Genomic DNA, 21742 nt, shown 5'->3' with positions numbered 1-21742 from the left:
AAGCGGCGCCTTCTTTCGCGGGCAAGCCCGGCTCCTACCGGGTGGGCAAGCCTGTGGTTAGATTTTCCAGACGAAATCCAGGAATGCCCGGTGCATGCTCGAGTCGGTGTCATCGGCGTAGGCGTCGCCCGGGAGGAACACCCCGACGCGCAAACGGACCAGCGCTGAAGGTTCATCCACCCAGTCGACCATGCTTGACGGCAACAGGCCCTGCTTGAAGTACTTGGTCAGGACCAGATCGACTTCCTGGCCCAGGTCCTTTTCACCATCGACCAGGACGGTGTTGATGATTCCGTTGTCGCCGGTCTCCTGCAGCTCATCGACCCGCCAGAAGCGGTGATAGACGAGACTGGCGTCGTAGTCATCACGCAGCTGCCAGGCGCCAAACAGCGTCGCCGACTGGAGGTTACTCAGCTCACCGCGAAAGGCTTCGCCGAAGCGGTGCACCCGCGACCGGGTACCGGTGTAGCTGGAGCGGTTGCTGTGCAGGCCGGTCTGCTGGAACTGGTCTTCCTTGTCGACACCACCGCCTTCGCCACGGGCCGCGGCCGCACCCAGGCGCCAGCTGTCATTGATGTTCCAGCGCAGGCCCAGGTCGGCGGCCCAGGTGTTGACGTCGCCTTTGTTACTGCCCACCGCGATGCGGTTGCCATTGACGTCCGTCCTGCTGCTGAGGTTGTCGCGGTTGCCGGTCAGCCAGGTGCCATTGATCCAGTAGTTGACCGGCATCGTGGAGCGGTAGTTGTAGCCATCGCCGTTGGTTTCAAGGCCAACCCAGGTCAGGTTGCCGGTATAGCTTTTGTCCAGTACTTCGACCTGCTCGCCCGGGTTTGGCAGGCTGCCGCTGTCTTCGACGTGGTGCACGCGAAGCCCTATCCAGTTATTGGGCAGCCATTGGGTGGAAATATCCCCGAAGCCGTGGGTGCGGTCTTCGTCCTCGGGCGCCAGGTCGCTGTAGTCAGTGCGGTAGTCGGAAAAGCGCTGAGCGACGCCAAGGTGGGCACGCAGCAGGGTGGTCTCGAAGCTCCAGTTGAGCGCTTCGATGTTGCTGTCCATCCACTGGCCAGTCTCCTCGCGCAAGCGCTGGCGCCCCAGGCGCAGGTGCTCGCCGGGGTAGGCGGTGATCCCCGAGTAATCGATCCAGAATTCGCGCAGGGCCAGGTAGCTGTCGTCAGCCTCGCGTGCGTCGGCGTTGTCGACACCGTTATTGACCTGATCAGTGTCGATGGTATCGGTGGCCGCCACCCCCTGGCCCATGATGTAGGCACTCCAGTTGCCCCACAGGCCGAAGGCCCAGGGCCGCACGTCGATACCGACGCCATTGACCGTGCCACCGGGCGCGGTGCCCAGATCACGGTCTTCCTGGGATTCACCGGTGAGCTTCACATCCACACCGAAGTTCTTCGGTGCCTCGTCTGCCAACGCCAGACCGCTACTGCAAAGCAGCGACAACCCTAGACCACAACCTGCCCACAATGTCTGCTTCATAGTAAGTCCTGTCCATTTTCCGGAGTTTGCAACCTGGCAAGCGCAGCGCCTGTCAGGCGAGCTTGGGTTTCACCCTCAAGCAAGGGCTGAGCGATTTTCCTTTCTGCCGGTGTCAGCGCCGAGTGCAGGGTCAACAGCACGGGTGCCGCCTCTAGCACACCCTGCCGTTGCGCCAGTTGCGCAAAGACAAACGCATTGACTCGATTGACCTTGATCCCGCGGGCCTCGGAAAACATCCGTGCCAAGGCCAGGTCGGCGCTGGGCGAGCCGCTGCGGGCCGCCAGCAGCAAATGCTGCAAGGCCTTTTGCGGTTCGACCTGCCCCAGGAACCCGCGCCGATACAACTGGCCCAGGTAGTAATGCGCACCGAGCTCGCCGGCCGCGGCCGCCTTGAGCAAATGCGCCTCGGCCTGACGCGGGTCCTGGGGCAACCACTTACCAAGGTAGTACAGTCTGCCCGTCAGCAACTGCGCACGTGAGTCGCCCGCGTCGCGTCCACGCTGCAAGGCCGTCAGCAATTGCGGCGCATCGCCCTGCGCCGGGTAGTCGTTGATCAGGCGTGCCAGGCTGGTCCAGGCCGGCGCATAGACCGGCGCCAGTTCCTCGAGCAGGCGCTGGGCGGCCTGGGCATCGGCTGGCCCTTCCAGGGTGAGTGTCGACAGCACGCGCGCCACCGACTCGACCCGCAAGGGCGCCACCCGCCCCTCGCGCCAGCCCTGGCGCAATTGCACCAACAGCTGCGCCTGGGCCTTGGAATCGGCGCGCATGCGGTAGATCGTGGCCAGTTCGACATAGCAGGCATCGAGCACTGCAAGCCGGGCTTGGCACATCGTTTCGATCCGCCGCAGGTGCGCCTGGTAGGTGCCCTGGTTGCGGTAGATCAGGATCTGCGCCAGATCGGCCTCGACAATGCCTTGGGCGCGCCAGGCATCGACCTGCTGCTGCGGGTTCACGCCAGGCACCAGTTGCGGGTAGCTCAGGTACAACAGCGTCAGCGGCACCACCGCACTGAACTCGTTTTTGGCCAGCGCGCCTTCCAACAGCTGCCGGGCCTCGCGCACTTGCGCAGGGTCCGTCGGCCCCTGCCGCAAGATCAAACGCCCCAGGCGCGACTGCGCTTTGAGCGACTCCGGTGCGGCCTGCCGGTACAGGACTTCGGCGGCTTTCAGGCTCGCCGGATCGCCCGCCGACGCAGTCAGGTCGCCCATGCCGGCCTGGGCATCGGCATAACCGTCTTCGGCCAGGGCCGCATAGTTCTGGCGCGCGGTCTGAAAATCGCCGCGTGCCATGGCTTGGCGCGCCAAGCCTTCATCCGGCAAGCTGCCGCAGCCTTGAACCAGCGCCAACGCCGCGGCCAATGCCGTCCACTGAAACCCCGATCGCCAGGTACCGTTCATTTTGTCGCCGCCATGACTTTGTTGATCCAGTTGTTGTTGGCCCAGGCCTCACTCAACCAGTTGCCGATCGGCAGGTTTTCGATGCTGACTTCCACCGGGCGGCCGGCCAGTTCTGTCTGCAAGGCGCTGTCAGGCACGATGGTGACCCGCAGATCCGAAGCCAGCCCGCCGTTGTCCAGCATCACCGTGGTGATCTTGCCGCTGCGTGACTGTTCTTCGCCGACCACCTGGAAATTCACCCCCTTGCCGGGCTGGATCCTGGAAAAGTTTTTGTAGGGAAAGCGTGCTTCGATGGTCGCCACGCCGTTGGTCGGCATCAATTCGAACACCGTGGTGCCCTTGCCGACGACCTGGCCGTCGGGCACCAGTTGCGCCACCACCCGGCAATCGCATGGGCTGGTCAGCGAACCCTGCAGCGTGCGGCTGAACAGACGCTCGAGGTTTTCCGGGGTCGCCTGCCCCGGTGGCAGATTGCCCTTCATCACATCCAGCAAGGATGCGGAGAAGCTCGCCAGCGGCGCGCCCTTGGCCACCACCGCCCCGACCTTGGCCAGCGCCGTGACGCTGCCGTCACGGGGCAAGCCGATCAACTGGCCAGGGACGTTGACCCGCGCCGACTCGGCGTGGGTGACAAAGTAAACGCCGTACAACTGGTACAGCACAAAGCCAAAGGCACACAGCCCCACCAGGAAAATCAGCAGGCTCAAGGTGGTCGCCCGCAAGCGCCCGAAAAAGCCCAGGCTGCTGCCACTGTCGTGCTTGCGTGGCTTGGTGAAGTTTTCGCGCTGCAGGGTCGCGAGCATATCCCCCAGGCTGATGACCACGCCCGAGAGATAGGCCGTGATCAGGTAGCGCAGTGCCGCGATCTCTCGTGGGCGCAGGTTCTGGAATTCGCATCCCACCCGCTCCCCATCGTCGCTGAACGAGCGCACGACAAACTCCACATCGATGGCCAACCCCAGCCCATCGACCTGAAACACCAGTTTGCCTTTGTGCTGGCGCCCCAAGATGAACGGCGAATCCGGTTGATACAGGCTGAAGCCACCGGCCGACAGGTCGAGCAGCTCACATTCGAGCATCTCGCGGTCCGGCCCGTAGAACTTGAGCTTGGCCGGAAGTTTCAGCCGCACGTGCTGACGCTGTACTTCCGACTCGTGTACGACATCGTTACTCATCGCAATGCTGGCTGTGCTCATAACGCGTCCCATCCCATCCACAATTAAGGTCGACCCGGCAGGTCAGAATCGGGGTTGATTTTTTTCTTTGCGCTACACGATCCACATCAAAAAGGCCCCATACACACTGGCAGCCGAGAACGTCATGGCCCGCGAAGACCAGGTGTTGAACCAGCGCTGATAGCGCGCCAGGCCGCGGTCGAGCCGAGTGTTCTGGCGCGTCCAGGACTGACGGTCCAGGCGAAAGAACACGTAGATCTTCACCACCGCTCCGACCAGCTGGTTGTAATAGAGAATCAATGGATACGCAGGCCCCACCGGGTGCTTCGATGCCAGCAACAACAGGCTCAGGAGCAAGCGGGTAACGCCGACCCACAGCACGTACACCAGCAGGTAGGCCATGCTGTATTTGAGGCTGGCGATGATCGCCACCGACGGCCCGAGCAGGCTGGCCCACATCGTCACCCGCTGGTCGAACAGCACCAGTGAGGTGAACCATCCCAGGCGGTTGGCGCCCAGGTGCAGGGCCCGCGAGTTCTGCCGCAGGTTGTTGCCGTACCAGCGGAACATCAGTTTGCGGCTGGCCTTGAAGAAGCTCTTTTCCGGCGGATGCTCGACCGTGTTGATGACCGCATCGGGCACATAAAAGGTGTCGTAGCCCAGCCGCATCAGGCTGTACCAACTGGACTTGTCATCGCCGGTCAGAAAGCGGAAGCGACCCAGGCGCCAATGTTCCAGGTAGTCGCTTTCCACGTCCTGGATAAAGCCCGGATGGGTCACCACCTGGGCGCGGAACACCGACATCCGCCCGGTCATGGTCAGCACCCGCTTGCCCAGCGCCATCGAACACATGTTGATATGGCGCTGGGCGAAGCGCAGCTTGTGCCATTGGCTCATCAGGTAGCTGCCACGCACTTCGCAGAACTCGTTGGTGGTCAACCCGCCGACGTTCGGGAACAGCTTGAACCAGGGCACGCACCGGCGCACAAGGCCTGGGGTGAGCACGGTGTCGCCATCCACCACCGCCACCACGGCACTGCTGTCGGGCATATGCCGTGAGATGGCCCGAAAACCATGGGCCAGGCCGTCACGCTTGCCGGTGCCGGGAATGCGCACGAAGTCCAGCTTGACGTGCGCTGGCGGGTTGCAGCTTTCCCAGAGCGTCTTGATCAGCAGCTCATCGGCCAGCTCGACGATGGAGCAAACCACGGTGGTCGGGTAACCACAGCCGATGGCCTCCTCGATGACCGAGCGGTAGACCTGGGCGGTGGTCATGGCATCGATGCGAAAGCTGGTGACCATCAGGAACACCTGCGACGGGTCGGCACCGGCGCCTAGCCGACTGACCTTGCGGCGGTACCATGGAAACACCAGGTACAGGAACACCATGCCCCGCAGATAATGGATCGCGCCCATCGAATAGCGCCAGATACCGACCGCCCCCAACAGCAGGAGGAAATCCTTTGATTCGGGATCGAATACGGTGCGCGGCAACAGCAGCGCAATCCCCATCAATGCCGCGATGTAAAACAACCACCCCGCACCTTCGCGCAAGTAATCCCTGGAATCCGCCATCACCCATGCCCCCGGTTCAATTCTGCACAAGGCGCGCTTGCGCAGCGCCCTCGATGCTTTACCAGCAGATGCCTTCGAGCTGATCGTTACTGACGCCAAGCATGAAGCCCACCAGATCGACCACCCGTTTGCCTTCCGGGGCCTGTTGCGCAATGGCCTGGAATGACTCGTCGCCGTTGCCCAGCACGATCACATCGGCGTGTTCGATCACCTCTGCAAGGTCGGGACGCAGCAAGGACGCCAGATGAGGAATCTTCGACTCGATGTATTCCTTGTTCGCCCCATGGATACGCGCGTACTCCACGTTGCGGTCGAAGATGTGCAAGTCGTAGCCCTTGCCGATCAGCATCTCGGCCAGTTCTACCAATGGGCTTTCGCGCAGGTCATCAGTGCCCGCCTTGAAGCTCAGGCCCAGCAGCGCGATACGCCGCTTGCCGATGCCGGCGACGATGTCGAAGGCTCGCTGCACTTGCGCCACATTGCTGCGCATGATCGAGGCCAGCAGCGGATGATCGACGTCCAGTTGCCCGGCGCGGTAGTTCAGCGCGCGCACATCCTTGGGCAGGCAGGAACCGCCGAAGGCAAAACCTGGCCGCATGTAATAACGCGAGAGGTTGAGCTTGGTATCCTGGCAGACCACATCCATCACATCGCGGCCGTCCACGCCGGCGGCCTTGGCGATGTTGCCGATCTCGTTGGCGAAGCTGACCTTGGTGGCGTGCCAGACGTTGCAGGTGTACTTGATCATCTCCGCTACTTCGATGCTCCTGCGCACGATCGGCGCATCCAGCTCCCGATAGACCGAGACGAGCATGTCCCCACTGCGTTGGTCGAGTTCACCGATCACCGTCATGGGGGGATTGTGGAAATCCTTGATCGCGGTGCTTTCGCGCAGGAACTCAGGGTTGATCGCTACCCCGAAGTCGATCCCGGCCTGCTTGCCGGAACAGTCTTCCAGGATCGGGATCACGACATTCTTGACCGTGCCTGGCAGCACCGTGCTGCGCACCACCACCGTGTGCCAGCCATCCTTCTCGCGCATAGCCGTGCCGATCTCACGGCAGACCGACTCGATGTAGACCAGATCCAGGTCACCGTTCTTCTTGCTGGGCGTACCCACGCAGACAAACGACATGTCCGTGTCCATCACGGCTGATTTCACATCGCAGACACCACGCAACCGACCAAAACTCACACCGAGCTCAAGCAGCGCTTCCAGGCCAGGCTCGACGATTGGTGATTTCCCTTGGTTGATCAGGTCGACTTTGACCTGAGATACATCCACCCCAACCACGTCATAACCACGCGCGCAGAGACAACCTGCACACACAGCGCCCACGTAACCCAGACCCAATATGCTGATGCGCATGGGTGAGATCTCCTCGTATGTCCTGATTCAAGAGCGCCAGCGATCTGTCACGCAGACCAACGGTCGCTCTACCGTTCCAACTAACGCTACTGGACAGTCAGGTACGACTCACTCCTCGACCCGCACGCGAAGAACTTCGCGTGCTGTACGACATACATCACAGGGGGCACTGTCTCATTTAACTCGGTAAACACGGGTCTTGACACAATCTTGAACATTGAACAGCAAAGTAAGTGCCAAGTTTCTGACTGATTACAGGGTTGAATATTTAACCTTGACAATCAGCAACTTACAAAAACAGATCAACTATAGCCACGGAGACCGTCAAAACAAAGCACCAAAAAGAAGCAACTTCTCTGGCGCTTTTTGTATTCAATACACGTAAAGCACGTTAGCGGTGCAAAACCGCTTTTACAACTGTCGTTGCAAAATTTTTTAAATGTTACACTCAGTGTAAAGTTGGTGAAACGACGTCAAAATCCCAGCAGCTGTTTTTCTGGCGCACTTTTGAAAATAACTCGACATGTCGTCGGAAATTTACGCAATGAGCGCGACTGTTATTTTGATGCATCTACAGTATTCAAAGGCGGTATTTGAGGGCAGCTATTAGAGCCCAATATGACGGGATCATGTATTAACATCAACTCTTATGACGCGACCACTCACTGTTCAGTCGTTTGCCGGTATTAACGCGGGGTAATACCGGTCAAGGTCTTGAATGGGCCGCAGATAGCTGCGTCTACCCGGGCACGTTTTTTGTTGCTTGTGCTGGCCTCATCGCTAGCAAGCTCTGCTCCCACAGGTGCACGGCTCAGCTTCACGTCTGTGCGCCAGGCTCACTTATCCTCGCCTTGTACGACGAGGCGAATAATCTGCTCCAGATTTGCCCGAGCGCCTTCGTCGACGACAAAGCAAGCCAGTTTCCGGACGATGGCAACCACTTTTTCATCAGGCAATTTGAGGCTGGCAAGTACTTGGCGGATAAGCTTCTCGGTGCCGAAGGTGCGTACGAACGCTTTGTCGAGCACCACGGGCAGGCTCATCAACAGTTGCTGGATCGCAGGGTCGCTGCGCAACGGTGAGTTGGCCGGCAAGAACTTTTCGGCAAGGTCCTGGATGCAATCAAGCCACTTTTCCAGCTCCCCTCGTTCAACGAGTGCGACAAGGCTTTTCACCGCTTCATCGAGCGTTGATGGCAGGAGGCTTCCGTCTACAGGACTGGCAAGCTCAATGGAAAGCAGGTCGTTTTCGATGACGACTGGAGGCCTCACATAAATTTTGCTGAACTTCGCTTTTTTCGGCAGGTATTTCTCCAGCCGCGCCATGCCAGAAACGGCCAGGCTTCCAAGGAATGACGTCGATCTGATTTCAGGTTTTTCGACTCGCACAGCCGACGCCAAGGGTTTATCGGGTTCAGGTTCGCTCGACCAGATGAACCAGGTGGTGGTCTCGTCAACGACGCAGGGCTGCGGAATAACCTGGTTCAATGTCCTGCTTGCGCCATAGGCAGCCACCAACTGCTCCCAGCTCCTTCGAAGCAGAGGAGGACCGCTCAACGCTTCCAGGGTCTGCGTCGAGGGGGGGTAGCAGCGCGTCGCGAGCGGTCAGCTCTCGATAGGCCGCGCGCAAGGCAATCACATCAGGAAAGTGGCTGCCGAGGACTTCGGCGCTGGCGTCGATGAGCGCCGCTAGCCGTGTATTGTTCGACCCAGGCGGGCTCTTGAGACAAAGCTGGGCGTCTATCAAGGCCAGCAGAGGATTGGAGGCTGCCGTGGCATGAATCGAGGCAGTGTCTTTGCCGGCCCATCCTGAAATCGTGCGACCGGCACTGAACGCCTTGCGGGCCACTTCAAGCTTGAGCGCATTTTGAGTCCACACGCTTACCTGGGCGCCGTGTTGAAAAATGACCGCGGCATTGTCCAGATTGATTTCAATCGGCTTGAGACTGTCAAGGTCCCGAAGTGACAAGAGATACAGGTGCGTTACCCGCTCTTTGAGGAGGTAAATCGGCAGGCAACGCTTGCGGCCGTTTGCACATGCCTGTGTCAACACGACCACGCCCTCCTCCAGAGCAATGTCGAGGATGAACATCCCTTGCGCGGCCTCCAGGGTGCCGCTTGCCTGGAGGTCGAGTAGCGGCGTGCCCGCGAGCGTCTGGATACCCAGCTTGCCAACCTCCGTGCGAAGGTGCTCAATGGCCGCTGGATCAAAGTAGGCGGGAATGGCATTGGCGTCCCCCGGAACGAATTTCACGGCTTCACGCAAGGTGCCAGGAAAGCTTAATACGTGCTCGTCGTTCGAGAGCTTGAGCTTGAACACCCGGCGCCCGTCGGCCTGGGGCGGTTCCAGCGGTATATCGACCTTCCAGGCGCTGTTGTTTGCAATCCAGACCACGGTATCGGCACGGACAGTCCCGGTGGCCGCGAGCACGCTGGATTGCAGATTCAGTTGTGTGCCGTCGGCAGTGCCTGCCGCAAGGCTGAATGCCTGGATGGACAGCGGCTTGAGTGATTGAAAGAAAATGTCGCCGGCCTGGGGCGTGATGATTCGAGGGGCCGGCGGCACCGGAGCAGAAAACCAATCCGACCAGTGCAGGTCCACATAGCCCTTCAAGGTCACCGACGGGATGCGCCCAGCGACATCGGTCGGCGCCTCCCTCAGCGATTTCAGCAGCGCATGCGTCAGCAGGCCGACGGCTTTGCCATCAGAGTCTGGCAGGATGCGTTCCTGGGCTTTGCCTCTTTTCTGTGTGGCGTAGATCTGCAGCACCTTGACCTTCTCGGACCCATCATCCTCGACGGTGTTGATCTCCGGATGGTCCCTGCCGTTGGCGTGTCGCTTGACGACCGCGATGACAATTCTGGCGACATACTTGGCGACACCGAGCCAGCTCAGAACGCCCCTGGACTTGACCTGTTGATCGGATGGAGCGAGTGCCTCGTCCTCGGGCGGAAACATCTCGTCGAGCACTCCCGGGTCCAGGAGCAGATTGCTGGACCTGGCCTTCGATCCAACGCCCTTGGTGGTGAGCTCCGAAGCGGGAATGGACGCGTTGTAAGCCTCAGCCAAGGCCTTCTTGAAGGCCGGGTCGTTATCCAGTGTCCCCTGTATTTCCTGTGCCAATGCCGCTTCGTCGAGCGTCTTGGCTTTGGTCCTGGTTTGCGGGCTATCGCCGGCAGGGACGTCTGTGGTCTCGGAGGGCGGCGTGTCGCGCTGTTCATCGAAGAACTTATCGAACTCGTTGCGAAACTCGTGAATGTCCTCGATTTCGTTGGGGGGTCTCCCAGCAATCCACTCGCGGAGATCAAGTAATGGTCGGGGTTAGGTGTTTTGGCTCCAGGCTTTACGTCAGACATTGTTCCTCCTATCGAGGCTGAGCCGCCTGTTTCAGGCGAGCATCAATCACTGTCAATCAACGCACTGCCGTGAGGCATTCCGTCACCTGGCAGAATGCAGCGCCCTGCGAATCCTCCAGACTCAGGTTCAACGACTGCACAGGTCGACTCCGCTCGGCTGCGACCCACCTGATTCACCCGACCACGAACTGCCTTGTGTCTAACGATATAGACGAGGAAACGGCAAATCGCCACCGCCCTTGTTCGAGGCTGCCACCCAGCGTCACTGACAACCGCTGAGTGGTCGCTGCCAATACGAATGTCCCTATGCCTCAGCACGCAAGCGAATGATCCCCGCCACATTTTTCATCTGTCGGGTGCCATTGACGCTTTGGTTATTACGGTTGCCTTCGGCGGTCTGCAGGGTCGTGCCATTTCCCGGCCCCTGGAGCACGATGCCGATGTGATCCAGGGCCTTGTCGCCATCGAGCCATTCAAAGCAAACGATATCGCCGCGCTCAGGTGTGGTCACGCCGGCCGGGTGCCAATACCTCTGGTCCTTCGCCCAGGCTTTCCACATTTCAACCAAGGCCATGGTTGCCTTGTGACCAGCCGGTTGGTCCGGGATGGTGTAGCCAGCCTGGCGGGCGCAATAAGTCACGAAGGCTGCGCACCAGTTATAGAACACCGGTTTCGTGCCGATATGCCCAAGTTTCTGCATCGGCGCACGGAACGGCTTCAAATAGCGCTCGGCCAGCGACGTTGGCCCGGACCAGGAGAGCCCCATCGCAGCTTCGGTCTCGGCAATACTGGCGAGTCGCTCCCGGATACCGCTGGCGAACACCACGGTCGCGGCTTCGGGTTGCGACCTGCCCCCCAGTGCAGTCCAGCTGATCGGCCCGGCAATGCCATCGACCGTCAGCTCGTTCATGCGTTGGAAATGCTTGAGTGCCTGTTCGGTCAATGGGCCGAACTCGCCATCGATTGCTCCTGGATCGAAGCCTTTTGCAGCCAGCGCTGTTTGCAGGTCTTTGACGGCCTTTCCTTTGGCGCCATTGCGCAGTTCCCCGGGGAAGTCACCCAGGCTTGTAGGCGCGGGGGTGGCGCTGGGGATGAGCGCAGCGGTCTTGCTGTAATCGAGATTCCATGCCTGGCCTTTGAGACCCAGTGTCGGAATGCGGAATATCGAAGAACCCGGGTACGCATTCAGAAAACTTTGCAAGGTGGCCGCTGTCGCAGGATGGGCAGCATCTTCTTCGCTGCCCCAAATAGGCAGGATGGGGTTTTTCAAACGCAGGCTTTTATGAGCATCCAATGCCGCTTTGACTTCGTCAGCATCGGTCGCGCCGAACCTGAACTTCTCAAAATAGATTTGTGGAAAGGCGATGTCTGTTCTGCTGTCGAGCAGCGTCCAGGGCACTTCCCGATGAAACCCCGGGTGGCCAAATGAGGTATAGCCAAGAAATTTGCTGCCAGTAGCCGTGCGCAAAGCAGTGAGCAAGTCATCCAGTGGCGCCTTTGCTCTGGGTGATTTGACTTCGGCTTCGACGTCAACGATATACCCCTCCAGGCCACAGGCCATGGCCATGGCGACGGCTTTTACTTCTTCAGCGACAGGTATCGATGTGCGCTGGTCGAAGTGGTACCCCCACCCGACAACACTGACGCCGATGGCGTTGAAGGCCTGGATGGTCGCCGCGGTACATTGAAAGTCCCAGAAAAAATCGTCGGCGCTGTCACCACGCCGGTCGTCGAATACTTTCAAGTAGACACGTTTGCAACCTACCTCGGCCAGTCGATTCAAATAATTGCGGTCGATGTTGGCGAGGCGCCAGATCCAGACACCGGAGGGCGTATTGTCAATAGTCTTTTTGATGTCGGCGGGACTGAGCTTTGGCATGGCATGTTCCTCGAAGCCGGACGCGGATATAACTGCCGGTTAAAGCATAGGCCTGATCAAAGGAAATATGGGGCGCTGCCTGCGTCCTTTGCGGGCTGGCGGTTCCAGTGCTGACTGGATTATTCACTTGTGGCTTTTGGAGGTGCAGCGGTGATATGGGTCGGTTGGCGTGCCGATGCTGTTGCACCGATTTTGCTATGGGGCATAGCCTGCCAGGCCGTAGGGTCGACTGTAGGATTTCTTTTCGGCATTCCACGTTCAGGGGGAAACATCCCCAAGCAGATTGGATAAACAACCTGATCCGGCGTACGGGTCGCTTATTCCTCGCAAGCACTGGGCGCTGATTGGGTGAACCTCTCTAAATCCTGACCGGTGCCGCCTCAGGGAACGGGTTTGCCGAGCAATGAAGCCGGTCCCACAATCGCCGGCTTCTGGTCATAACCCAGATCGGCCAGGAGCTTTCCCGTCTCGCGAACCAGGGCCTTGAACGTCGGTCGTTGCCTGGATGCGCGCAACGTATGGGCGAGCGCGTAGGTGAACGCTCCATATGAGGTAACACCGTGACGATACTCATATGACAGCTGGGATTCACCGCAGGCGTACATGAGAATCGGCAGAAAGGGGCCTTCGTGCCCGTACGCCTTGCGGCGTTTATCGTAAAGCTTATCGTCGTAACCGCGCACCGCGATGGACTGGCCGAGTCGGCGGATACCCTCGCGGTTGCTAACGGTATTGGCGGTCTCGGCCTTCTGTGCACTTTTACGAGCCCTCTTCACCCAGTCACGCTCCACCCACATTTGCAGCTCAGGCTCCCAACGCAGCGCGCGATGGCGGATGTCATCCGGCGGCGTGAGTCCTCGGGCGCGCCGTGCCCCGTCGCGCGTCATACCACCGGCATGGCAGCAATCGAAAATCGTCATGAACTGCGTGTCGTATGGCAGCTGGATATAGAGATCGCGGAAGTCGTTGTCGAGAATTGCGTGTTCCGGCGTCCAGTCGAAATCCCAAGGGCACAGGCATTCGTCTATGCGATCGGCTTCGCCCGAAGCATTGGTATTGGGAATCTGTGCACCGTGTCCGGAATAAAAGAGCACCCGGCGATCGCCCGCTTGGGCGTCGTCGAGCAGCCAGTGCAGACGATCACGAATTCCTGCCGCGGTAGCGCGCTCATCGAACACGATGCGGATGTCGTCCGGCGCGAACTTCGACTCTTGCAACAGTGAACTCATCAGGAAGACGTCATTGACGCAGCCTTCGAGCCGATCCGCGGGATTGGGATAGTTGTTGATACCGATCAGCAACGCCTTGTCTTTCGAACGGCGCACCGTGCGCCCCTTGGGTATGGCAATGCCCAGTGACTTATCGACTGCGGCGAGCCGCTTGTCGAATCCCTTGGTGATGCTGGCCTGGAATAGAGGCCCCCACACATTGGCCACGGTTTCGTTCTGGCCAAGGTAAAACGTCGCATCGTGATTGAGTGCATCACCCGGTTTGTCGAACGGTGTCATGACCTGAGTGAAGTTTGCATTACGTAGATACAGCGGCGCCGTGAACACGTTATCGTGTTCGTTGTAGAGGTGGTACCACTTGCGCGCGCCCTCGATGCTTTCGATGCGCCCGCCGAAAGTCTCGCGTACTGCGGGATTACCAATTTGCGAGCCGAACGTGATCAGCACTCGCTTGCTCATGAGCGATGGATCTCTGCTGAACGTGTCATACGCGACCAGCGACCCCAGGCTGTGTGCACAGACGATGTCCGGTTGCGAGGCGAGGATATGGCTGGACAGATCATTGCGCAGCGTAGTACGTAGGGACTCGTCCGCAGTCCACTGGGCTACCATGCCGGCCGTCCAGCGCAGGCGGTCAGAGAACTGGCCGAAGCCACGATCGCGCCGGAAAACGTCCCCCACTGAATGGATCACCGAGCTGGTCAGCAGACGAAGCGTCGCCTCGGCGATTTCCGGCGTGCCAAGGCCGCTGGCAGAAAAACGCGAGTCATACTGAAAATAATCCAGTTCGATGTCTGCACTCGGGGCAACGTGCGATACCGCTTCGGCGATCGACCTATGCCAGGATGTTTCGAAATTCTCATCCGCCTCTTCGTGGCCTATGCCATGTACACACAGAATTTTGATCGCCATTTCCACACTCCAGCAGTCTTGTTGTTGTCCAATCTGACTACGTTGGTTGGGGCAGGCACACCATTGTCGAGCTGATCGGGAGTGTTCCAGCTACCGTCGCAGCAAATCACGATATTTGTCATGGGGATATCCTTGCCCGGTTGGGTTGGGCGGATAGGGTTTGAAAGTTGAATTCCTCTCGAAAAACCCTGATATACCCGGTGGCAAGGACAAGTCTGGCATTCGCAACCCTGGAATACTCCATTGCCCTGGTCGCGATGACTGGCGTATGCATGGTCACCTCACACTATGAGAGGGGCGCGCCGACCACAAATACCCAGCGTTTTTTGAAGTCAAGATCAATTCAAATAGGACGTCAAGGCAAGTGCCGGCGTGCTGGCTCTCTCGGCCAAAAAGTCATGCCCAGCCAGGCGAGATCGCCACATTTACCGTGCATCCGGGTGGTCGAGATCGGCAACCCGATTCCTACCGAGTGGCCTAACATAATAAGGAGCAGGGCTATTTGTAACACCCTCGTTTTGCAATCCCATTCAGGTTGAGAGGTGGATGACATGAACAACATTATCTACATCGTCGGGGTAGTTGTGATTGTCGTGGTTATCCTGTCGTTCCTCGGGATTGCATAGATTCGACGGCCGTACTGACTCATCATGTATGTTCGATTTTCATTGAAGTGGACGTCAGTTTCATCCCCGTACCTTCAATGGTAGCCATGCGACGTCGTGCTGGCAGGAGCCGGGCTTGCCCCAATGCCAGTCAGTTAAGGCGCAGAACATGTGGGAGCGGATTTATCCGCGAATGTAGGCGCCGCGCAATGCCTGATAAACCGCGGTGTTTTCATTCGCGGATAAATCCGCTCCCACAGGGGTTGCGTCGTTCTATTCCTTAACTGACTGGCATTGGGGCTTGCCCGCGATAAGAACGCCGCGGTTTTACAGGTATTGCGCGTCATCGTTCATCGCGGCGGTGCGGCGATCCGACAAGCCCGGCTCCTACATGTCCTCAAATGGAGGAACCAGCCGTGGATCTGCTGTTTCTTGGCACCTCATCCGCGGTACCGACCCGGGCCCGGAATGTCAGCGGTACCGCCCTGATCGAATCTTCCGGTAAAGGCTGGTACCTGATCGATTGCGGCGAAGCCACTCAGCATCAGCTGCTTTCCACTTCTCTGTCACTGCACCAGCTGCGAGGGATTTTCATTACTCACGTGCATGGGGATCACTGCTTCGGCTTGCCCGGATTGCTGGCCAGCGCTGGCATGTCGGGGCGTACCGAGCCGCTTGACCTGGTGCTGCCGACTGCTCTGCATGACTGGTTGCACCTTAGCCTGGCCGTCACCGAGACGCGCCTACCTTTCGAGTTGCGTCTTCATGCGGTCGAAACCCTCGACGGCTGGCGCACTGGCAATGTCCAGCTCAGCACGGTTGCTCTGTCCCATCGGGTTCCCTGTCACGGCTACGTGTTTGCCGAGATCAATTCTGAGCCGCGCCTGGATTTGCAACGCCTGCTGGCCGAAGGTATCCCGCGTGGTCCCCTTTGGGGCGAGCTGGCACGGGGGCTTGATGTGGAACATGACGGGCGCATGCTTCGTGCACAGGACTATCTGCGCCCCTCGCGGCCAGCACGTCGCGTCATCGTCTGCGGCGACAACGACAGCCCCGAGCTTCTGGCCGAGGTGGCGCCGGTTGCGGATGTGCTCGTGCACGAGGCGACCTTCACCCAAGCGGTGGTCGATCACATCCAAGGCAGTTATGGGCACAGTACGGCTGCAGCGGTGGCGCGTTTCGCCGAGTCGGCGGGCGTTCCAAACCTGGTCCTTACGCATTTCAGCGCCCGCTACCAGACTAACCCCCAGCGCAGCCCGTCCATCGAGGACATCCGCGAAGAGGCCAGGGCACAATTCACCGGCCAGTTAATTCTGGCGCGCGATCTGGAGCGCTACCACCTCGGACGGGATGGCCGCCTGGAGGTGATGGCGACCGATCGACAGGAGCGGTTTCACTAACCGCTTTCCGATCAGGATCTTCGGCTTGGGCTCCACCAACCGGTAATCGGAAAAAACCAAGCGCCGATGCCTGGCTTTGTAGAGTTGCTGGACCCGAAAGAGCAGCCCTACCGCTGAGCGCCTGTGCCCAGCTTTTTTTAAAGCGGGACTAACGCCTCAAAAACGAATGATGTATTCTTTTGATGTCTCTGCAGATGACGCCATGCCCATAAAAATAATCACAGACGGTGAAATTCGGAAAAACCGACATGAGATCCGCACCAATAACGATCATTGTATTTTTTTAGCCGCCCGTTTAGGTACCGGCTAAACCTTGCCTATAAGAACATCACCAAAAGGATAAATACGTGCACATCACCGAGACGAGCCATGCCGGGACGGCCACCCGCCTTCCCCGCTCCACCATGCTTCTAGTGCTAGGCCTCTGCTGGGCCGCCATCCTCTCGGAGGGTTATGACATCGGCGTGATGGGCACCATCGTGCCTGCCCTGTTGAGCGACCCTCAATGGAGCCTGACCCCACTGGAAATCGGCGCCATGAGCAGCTCTGCCCTGTTCGGCACGCTCATTGGTGCCTACTTCATCAGCCCATGGAGCGACATCATCGGGCGCAAACCGCTGATCATCCTCTGTATCGCGCTGTTTTCAGGCTCAATGCTGGCCGCAGCCTGGGCGCCAACCCCGGAAATCTTCTCGCTGGTCAGAGGTATTGGCGGCCTCGGGCTGGGTGGAGTGATCCCCGTGGCCGCAGCCTTGACGGTCGAATACTCTCCACCTCACCGACGCAACCTCAATTTTGCCCTGATGTACTCCGGCTATCCGCTCGGTGCCCTGCTTTCAGCCTGGGTAGGCATGACGTTCATGCCCGACCATGGCTGGCGCACGGTGGTGGCTGCCGGTGCGCTGGCGCTGCTGCTCATCCCGATCATGCTGCTGTGGCTACCCGAATCGCTGGAGTTTCTGGTCGCAAAGAAGCGCACCCGCCAGGCTCAGGCACTCGCCGCACGATTGGGCATCAGCGAATTGCCCGCCCCACCTGTCAGCAAAGGGCCTACTCAACAGTCGCCATTCAGGGAGATCCTCGCCGAGGTTTTTTCCACGCGCAATCGTCGCGGCACCTTGTGCCTGTGGCTGGCGCAATGCACTGCCGTCATGGTGGTGTATGGGCTGGGGACCTGGCTGCCGCAATATATGCGGCATAACGGCTACGACCTGGGCTCCAGCCTGATGTTCTTCGCCACTTTCAACCTGGCCGCCGCTGTGGGCGGAATCGTGATCGGGCGGATCGCGGATCGCTTCGGAGCGCGCCGCACACTGGCCCTGGGCTTTACCTTTGGCGCCTGCGCCATTGCCGCACTGTCGTTCAAGAACTCGATCCTGGTGAACTACGTACTGGTGGCCTGCGCAGGCTTTGGCAGCGTTGCCGTGGCGCTGGTGCAGCTGGGCTACATCGCCAACTACTATGCACCGCATGCACGGGCTTCGGCGACGGGCTGGGCGGTGGGCATAGGGCGCTTCGGGGCCATGGGCGGGCCGATTCTGGGGGGGTTCGTCGCCGGACTGCACCTCGATAGTTTCTGGAACTTCATGGTCTTCGCCGCCGCCGCAATCGCCGCGGCGATCGCAATCATCATGACGCCTGCGCCAGCCCACGAAAGATAACAACCCGCGCCTGCAACCTACAACTCACCGACAAGCCAAGCTTGCCGGTGAGTTGCTGCGTACGCCCTACTCGATGACAGGCAACGATTTGGTGAACAGCGAACCAAAACCTTGCACCTGACTTTCGATGCGCAATTGCTGCAAGCACATCCACACCAGCGCCTGATTACTGCTGACCACCGGCAGGCCCAGTTGCGCTTCGATGGTTGCGAGCACTTCGCACACCTGGATGCCCGCACAGCTGATCAAGACGCCATCCAACTCTATGCCGCAGAACCCTTTTGCCAACTCCAGCCATGTCTGAGGCAGCAGACTGCCCTGCTCCACCGGGGTTGTGCAGGGCCTGCCCAGCGACGTGACCACTTCAATACCAAGACCTGCGAAGTACTCGCGTTCAACCTCTACCACTTCTTGCGGGTAAGGCGTCAACAAGCCGATACGACGCATGTTCTGCGCCCGACAGCCCGCTACAACCGCTTCAATGGTGGTGACGCTGTTGAGCCCGGTCGCCTCGAACAGACGCTTGCGCAGATTCTGCGGCCCAGCCAGCAAGGTCGCCGCGGTGCAGTTGATTGCCAGCAGATCCACGCTGGCATCGGCGAGCAATTGCGCATGGAACTCAAGGTCTTCAGAAAACTTGCGATCAGCCTCCAGCGAGGTCTGCCGGAAAGGCACGCGAGTGGTGACAAAACGCACCCCCTGGGGGGCCATCAATTGTGGTTCGTGGTCGCAGATCCCGCCCGAAGGGTAGAGCTGACCAATGCGCGCCAAAGTACCGATACCTGGGTTCACGGGGCTTTCCTTTTGATGAATTGCACAAGCTTGAAAACAGAAAACCTCCGGGGGCCAGTATGGCCACCAGAGGTCAGTCACCGCAGACCGGCGCTACCAGAGCGCCAGGGTGTACCCGACTATCAGCCGGTTTTCGTCGACTTTGGTGGTCAAGCCGTCGCCTGAACGGAAGGTGACATTGCGCCAGCGTACGCTCACGCCCTTCAGAGGACCATCCTGCACGGTATAGGCAAGGTCGGTGTCGCGCTCCCACTCCCGCCCCTCAGACCCGGTGGCGGTTTTGACATTGCGCCCATCTACGTAACGAGTCATGAATGTCAAACCCGGCACGCCCCACGCAACGAAATCATAGTCGTAACGCAGTTGCCACGAATCCTCCTGAGCCCGGGTGAACAGATTAAAGGTCACCAGGTTGGCCACATAGGGTTCCGCGCCGTTGAGAAACGGAAAATCACTGTCGCCTGACAAGTACTGCCAGGCCGTGGAAAACCGATGCGCCTTATAACCCAGGCTGATCGTCCCGTTGAAGTTGCGGTTATCAATGTGTCCCGCAAGCCTGCGCCCGTCATCACGACTGTCGAAATAGCGAATATCGCTTTTCAACACGACGCCTTCGGCCAACTGCCAACCGTGGGTGACCCCCGCGAATTGCTGCTGGTAGATATCCTGCAACGTCGAAGTGTAGTAACTAAGGTTCAGCTGGGGTGTTAACGCATAGGTTCCGCCGGCAAAATCAAAGTGATCACTGGACGCTGCGCCATAACCAACATCTTCGTTGCTGGAAGAGTCGCGCAGGCTGGCCTGTGTCAATCTTCCCGCATTCAACGAAAGACCTTGAATCGCTTGCGAGCTCAACAAACCACCGCGAAAAGATGAACCCAGTAGACGGGTATCGTTATACATCACCACCGGCAGCGTCGGTTGCAGCGTCCCCACATTCAAAACGGTTTTGCCCGCACGCAGTTTTGCCGTCAGCCCCAGCTTGCTGTAACTGTCTACCGGTTCCTGGCTTGCGCCATAGGGCAACAGCCCGGAGTTGCGTCGATCGCGGCTGGAGTCGAGCTTCACCCCCAACTGGCCCAGCGCATCGACGCCAACCCCCACGGGGCCGTCGGTAAACCCTGAAACCAGCCGGGTGGTAAAACCTTGCGCCCACTCTTCGGTCTTCGCCTGAGCAGCATTGTCCTGGCGATAATCACGGTTCAAATAGAAGTTGCGTAATTCCACGGTCGCCTTGCTGTCTTCTACAAATGCCGCCGAGGCGCAGTTGGCCATGGAAGTACCCAATGAAAAAAGCAACGGCACAGCAAAACAAGGTCGGTTCATTATTGTTATCCAAGCTCGATAAAAGCCGGGGCGGCCGGCAACCGGACGCGCACCAATTGGCAACGCATCGCTTCACGAAGCAGCAGGCAAAGAAAAGCCACAGGTGCCCACTACCAGACACCCACACGCACTATTTATTATTTTTGGAACGACGCCGCACCACGGCCCAATGCGCCCTAACGACTTACGCCGCGAGAATGCACGCTTGCAACTGCGAAGCCTCCATATTCTGGGTCAAGGCCAACATCAGCAATATGCGCAACTTGTGAGGGCTCAGATCACCACCGGCCATCACACTGTCGCGCTCCAGAAACGCCTGCGGCGGAACATGACCGCGCACAGCCCGGGTCGCCTGTACCACGACGACCCCACCGGCAGTTGCCCGCCTGATGGCGGCCATCTCACCCGCGGCCGGCCGCCCCGGGGCCAATCCGGCACAAATGATTGCCCGGCTTCCGGCGGCAACCAGCGCATCAATGACCACATCGTCGGCACCGGCGTAAGAAGTGGCGATATCAACCCGTGCAAGCGCATTGACGCCCTCGAACTGAAAGCGTGCATGCCAGCCATTGACCGGCATAAACCGTCGCCAGTGAACCTGAGCCAGGGCATCCACCTGCGCCAGCGGCCCAAAAGGAACGGCTTCGAACGCATTGAGATCGAAGCTCGAACTCTTGCTCACGTCGCGGGCGGAGTAGACTTTGTTATCCATGACCACGAGCGCGCCGCACTCCTTGGCCTGCTCACAGCTCGCCACCGCCAGGGCGGCTCGCAAGTTGGTCAATACATCACTGCCCGCGGTATTGAGCGGACGCTGGGCACCGGTCAATACCAACCCAACCTCAAGGTCCAGGGCCAGGTCGAGGAAATATGCTGTCTCTTCCAGCGTGGCGGTGCCGTGAGTGATGACAAACCCTTCGATGTCCGGGCGCTCGCTCGCTGTACGTTCGATCAGCCGGGCAAGCTCCAGCCAATCGGCCGGGGTGATCGCGGTGCTGCCCAGCGCCCGAAACGGCACGGGAACACATTCGATATGGGGGGCCGCTGCGCCCAATTGCTCCAGTAAATGATCAATGGGCAAGACCACTCCACTTTCACTGTATTCAACCCAATCGAACAGGTTGCGGGCTTGCATGGCGAACGTACCGCCGGTGCCTATGACGGCGATTTTGGGCCGGTGCTCAGAATTCATCGATCAAGCCTCCCCACTGGCGAGCTGCACGAACACGCCATCGCCTTCGACTTTGACCGAATGGCATCGAGTATTCTTGACCAACGGACTACACAGCGCCTTGCCATTACGCAGGTCGAACGCCCCGGCATGCAGCGGGCATTCGATTTCATAACCCTCCAGATCACCGTCGCTGAGCAGCGCGTTGCCATGGGTGCAAATATCGTCAACGGCAAACAACTGGTCGTCGACTTTGAACAGGCCGACTTTGCGGCCATTGACCTGGACGCCCACGCAATCGCCCTGGTCAAACAGCTCGGCCACAGTCCCTACGGCAATCCATTGCCCACTTTTCGTTTGCTCAGGAAATATCAATGCTTGCGATGCAGTCATGGAAATATCGCTCC

Annotated in this window: 15 protein-coding genes; 2 read left to right on the top strand and 13 right to left on the bottom strand. The window is 59.3% G+C overall.

Translation table 11 applies throughout. From position 1 onward, the window contains the following. Positions 1-57: 57 nt before the first annotated feature. From GUY40_RS07765 to GUY40_RS07725, 9 genes are all read right to left on the bottom strand, one after another. A complete protein-coding gene (locus tag GUY40_RS07765) occupies positions 58-1488 on the bottom strand; it encodes an alginate export family protein (RefSeq protein ID WP_166568368.1) in 1431 nt (476 codons plus the stop codon). Continuing rightward, complete coding sequence (locus GUY40_RS07760) at positions 1485-2885, bottom strand: SEL1-like repeat protein (RefSeq protein WP_166568367.1); 1401 nt, start codon at positions 2883-2885, stop codon at positions 1485-1487. The genes GUY40_RS07765 and GUY40_RS07760 overlap by 4 nt, the downstream gene beginning before the upstream one ends. Next, on the bottom strand, positions 2882-4081 hold the full coding sequence (locus tag GUY40_RS07755; RefSeq protein ID WP_166568366.1) for an alginate biosynthesis protein Alg44: 1200 nt from the start codon (positions 4079-4081) through the stop codon (positions 2882-2884). Before GUY40_RS07755 ends, GUY40_RS07760 begins: the two co-directional genes overlap by 4 nt. A 72-nt stretch (positions 4082-4153) precedes the next feature. Next, a complete protein-coding gene (locus tag GUY40_RS07750) occupies positions 4154-5635 on the bottom strand; it encodes a glycosyltransferase family 2 protein (protein WP_166568365.1) in 1482 nt (493 codons plus the stop codon). A gap of 58 nt (positions 5636-5693) precedes the next feature. Further along, on the bottom strand, positions 5694-7004 hold the full coding sequence (locus GUY40_RS07745; protein WP_166568364.1) for a nucleotide sugar dehydrogenase: 1311 nt from the start codon (positions 7002-7004) through the stop codon (positions 5694-5696). 836 nt (positions 7005-7840) lie between these two features. Further along, positions 7841-8518: a hypothetical protein gene (locus GUY40_RS07740; RefSeq protein ID WP_166568363.1), complete on the bottom strand. Its 678-nt coding sequence runs from the start codon at positions 8516-8518 to the stop codon at positions 7841-7843. After that, a complete protein-coding gene (locus GUY40_RS07735; RefSeq protein WP_166568362.1) occupies positions 8457-10127 on the bottom strand; it encodes a hypothetical protein in 1671 nt (556 codons plus the stop codon). The genes GUY40_RS07740 and GUY40_RS07735 overlap by 62 nt, the downstream gene beginning before the upstream one ends. A gap of 537 nt (positions 10128-10664) precedes the next feature. Then, complete coding sequence (locus tag GUY40_RS07730; RefSeq protein ID WP_178117728.1) at positions 10665-12239, bottom strand: peptidoglycan-binding protein; 1575 nt, start codon at positions 12237-12239, stop codon at positions 10665-10667. Positions 12240-12619: 380 nt separating this feature from the next. Next, on the bottom strand, positions 12620-14380 hold the full coding sequence (locus tag GUY40_RS07725) for a caspase family protein (RefSeq protein WP_166568361.1): 1761 nt from the start codon (positions 14378-14380) through the stop codon (positions 12620-12622). Between the two features lie 1021 nt (positions 14381-15401). On the opposite strand from GUY40_RS07725, the gene GUY40_RS07720 reads away from it, so the two are divergent. Then, the gene (locus tag GUY40_RS07720; protein WP_166568360.1) at positions 15402-16385 is read left to right on the top strand and encodes a ribonuclease Z; all 984 of its coding nucleotides are present in this window, start codon (positions 15402-15404) and stop codon (positions 16383-16385) included. A 347-nt stretch (positions 16386-16732) separates the two neighbouring features. Next, positions 16733-18046, top strand: coding sequence for an MFS transporter (locus GUY40_RS07715; RefSeq protein ID WP_166568359.1), 1314 nt, complete (start codon positions 16733-16735; stop codon positions 18044-18046). Positions 18047-18112: 66 nt separating this feature from the next. On the opposite strand, the gene GUY40_RS07710 is transcribed toward GUY40_RS07715, so the two are convergent. The 4 genes from GUY40_RS07710 to GUY40_RS07695 all read right to left on the bottom strand — a co-directional run bounded on the left by GUY40_RS07710 (position 18113) and on the right by GUY40_RS07695 (position 21728). Then, a complete protein-coding gene (locus GUY40_RS07710; RefSeq protein WP_166568358.1) occupies positions 18113-18838 on the bottom strand; it encodes an aspartate/glutamate racemase family protein in 726 nt (241 codons plus the stop codon). A gap of 93 nt (positions 18839-18931) precedes the next feature. Then, the gene (locus tag GUY40_RS07705) at positions 18932-20113 is read right to left on the bottom strand and encodes an OprD family porin (protein WP_256675673.1); all 1182 of its coding nucleotides are present in this window, start codon (positions 20111-20113) and stop codon (positions 18932-18934) included. A gap of 235 nt (positions 20114-20348) precedes the next feature. Further along, positions 20349-21356 (bottom strand): asparaginase, encoded by a 1008-nt coding sequence (locus tag GUY40_RS07700; RefSeq protein ID WP_166568356.1) that lies wholly within the window; start codon positions 21354-21356, stop codon positions 20349-20351. Positions 21357-21359: 3 nt separating this feature from the next. Further along, a complete protein-coding gene (locus GUY40_RS07695; protein WP_166568355.1) occupies positions 21360-21728 on the bottom strand; it encodes a non-heme iron oxygenase ferredoxin subunit in 369 nt (122 codons plus the stop codon). Positions 21729-21742 lie beyond the last annotated feature (14 nt).

This window comes from Pseudomonas sp. R5(2019), assembly GCF_009905435.1.
Lineage (GTDB): Bacteria > Pseudomonadota > Gammaproteobacteria > Pseudomonadales > Pseudomonadaceae > Aquipseudomonas.
This window is presented reverse-complemented; position numbering and strand designations above follow the sequence as displayed.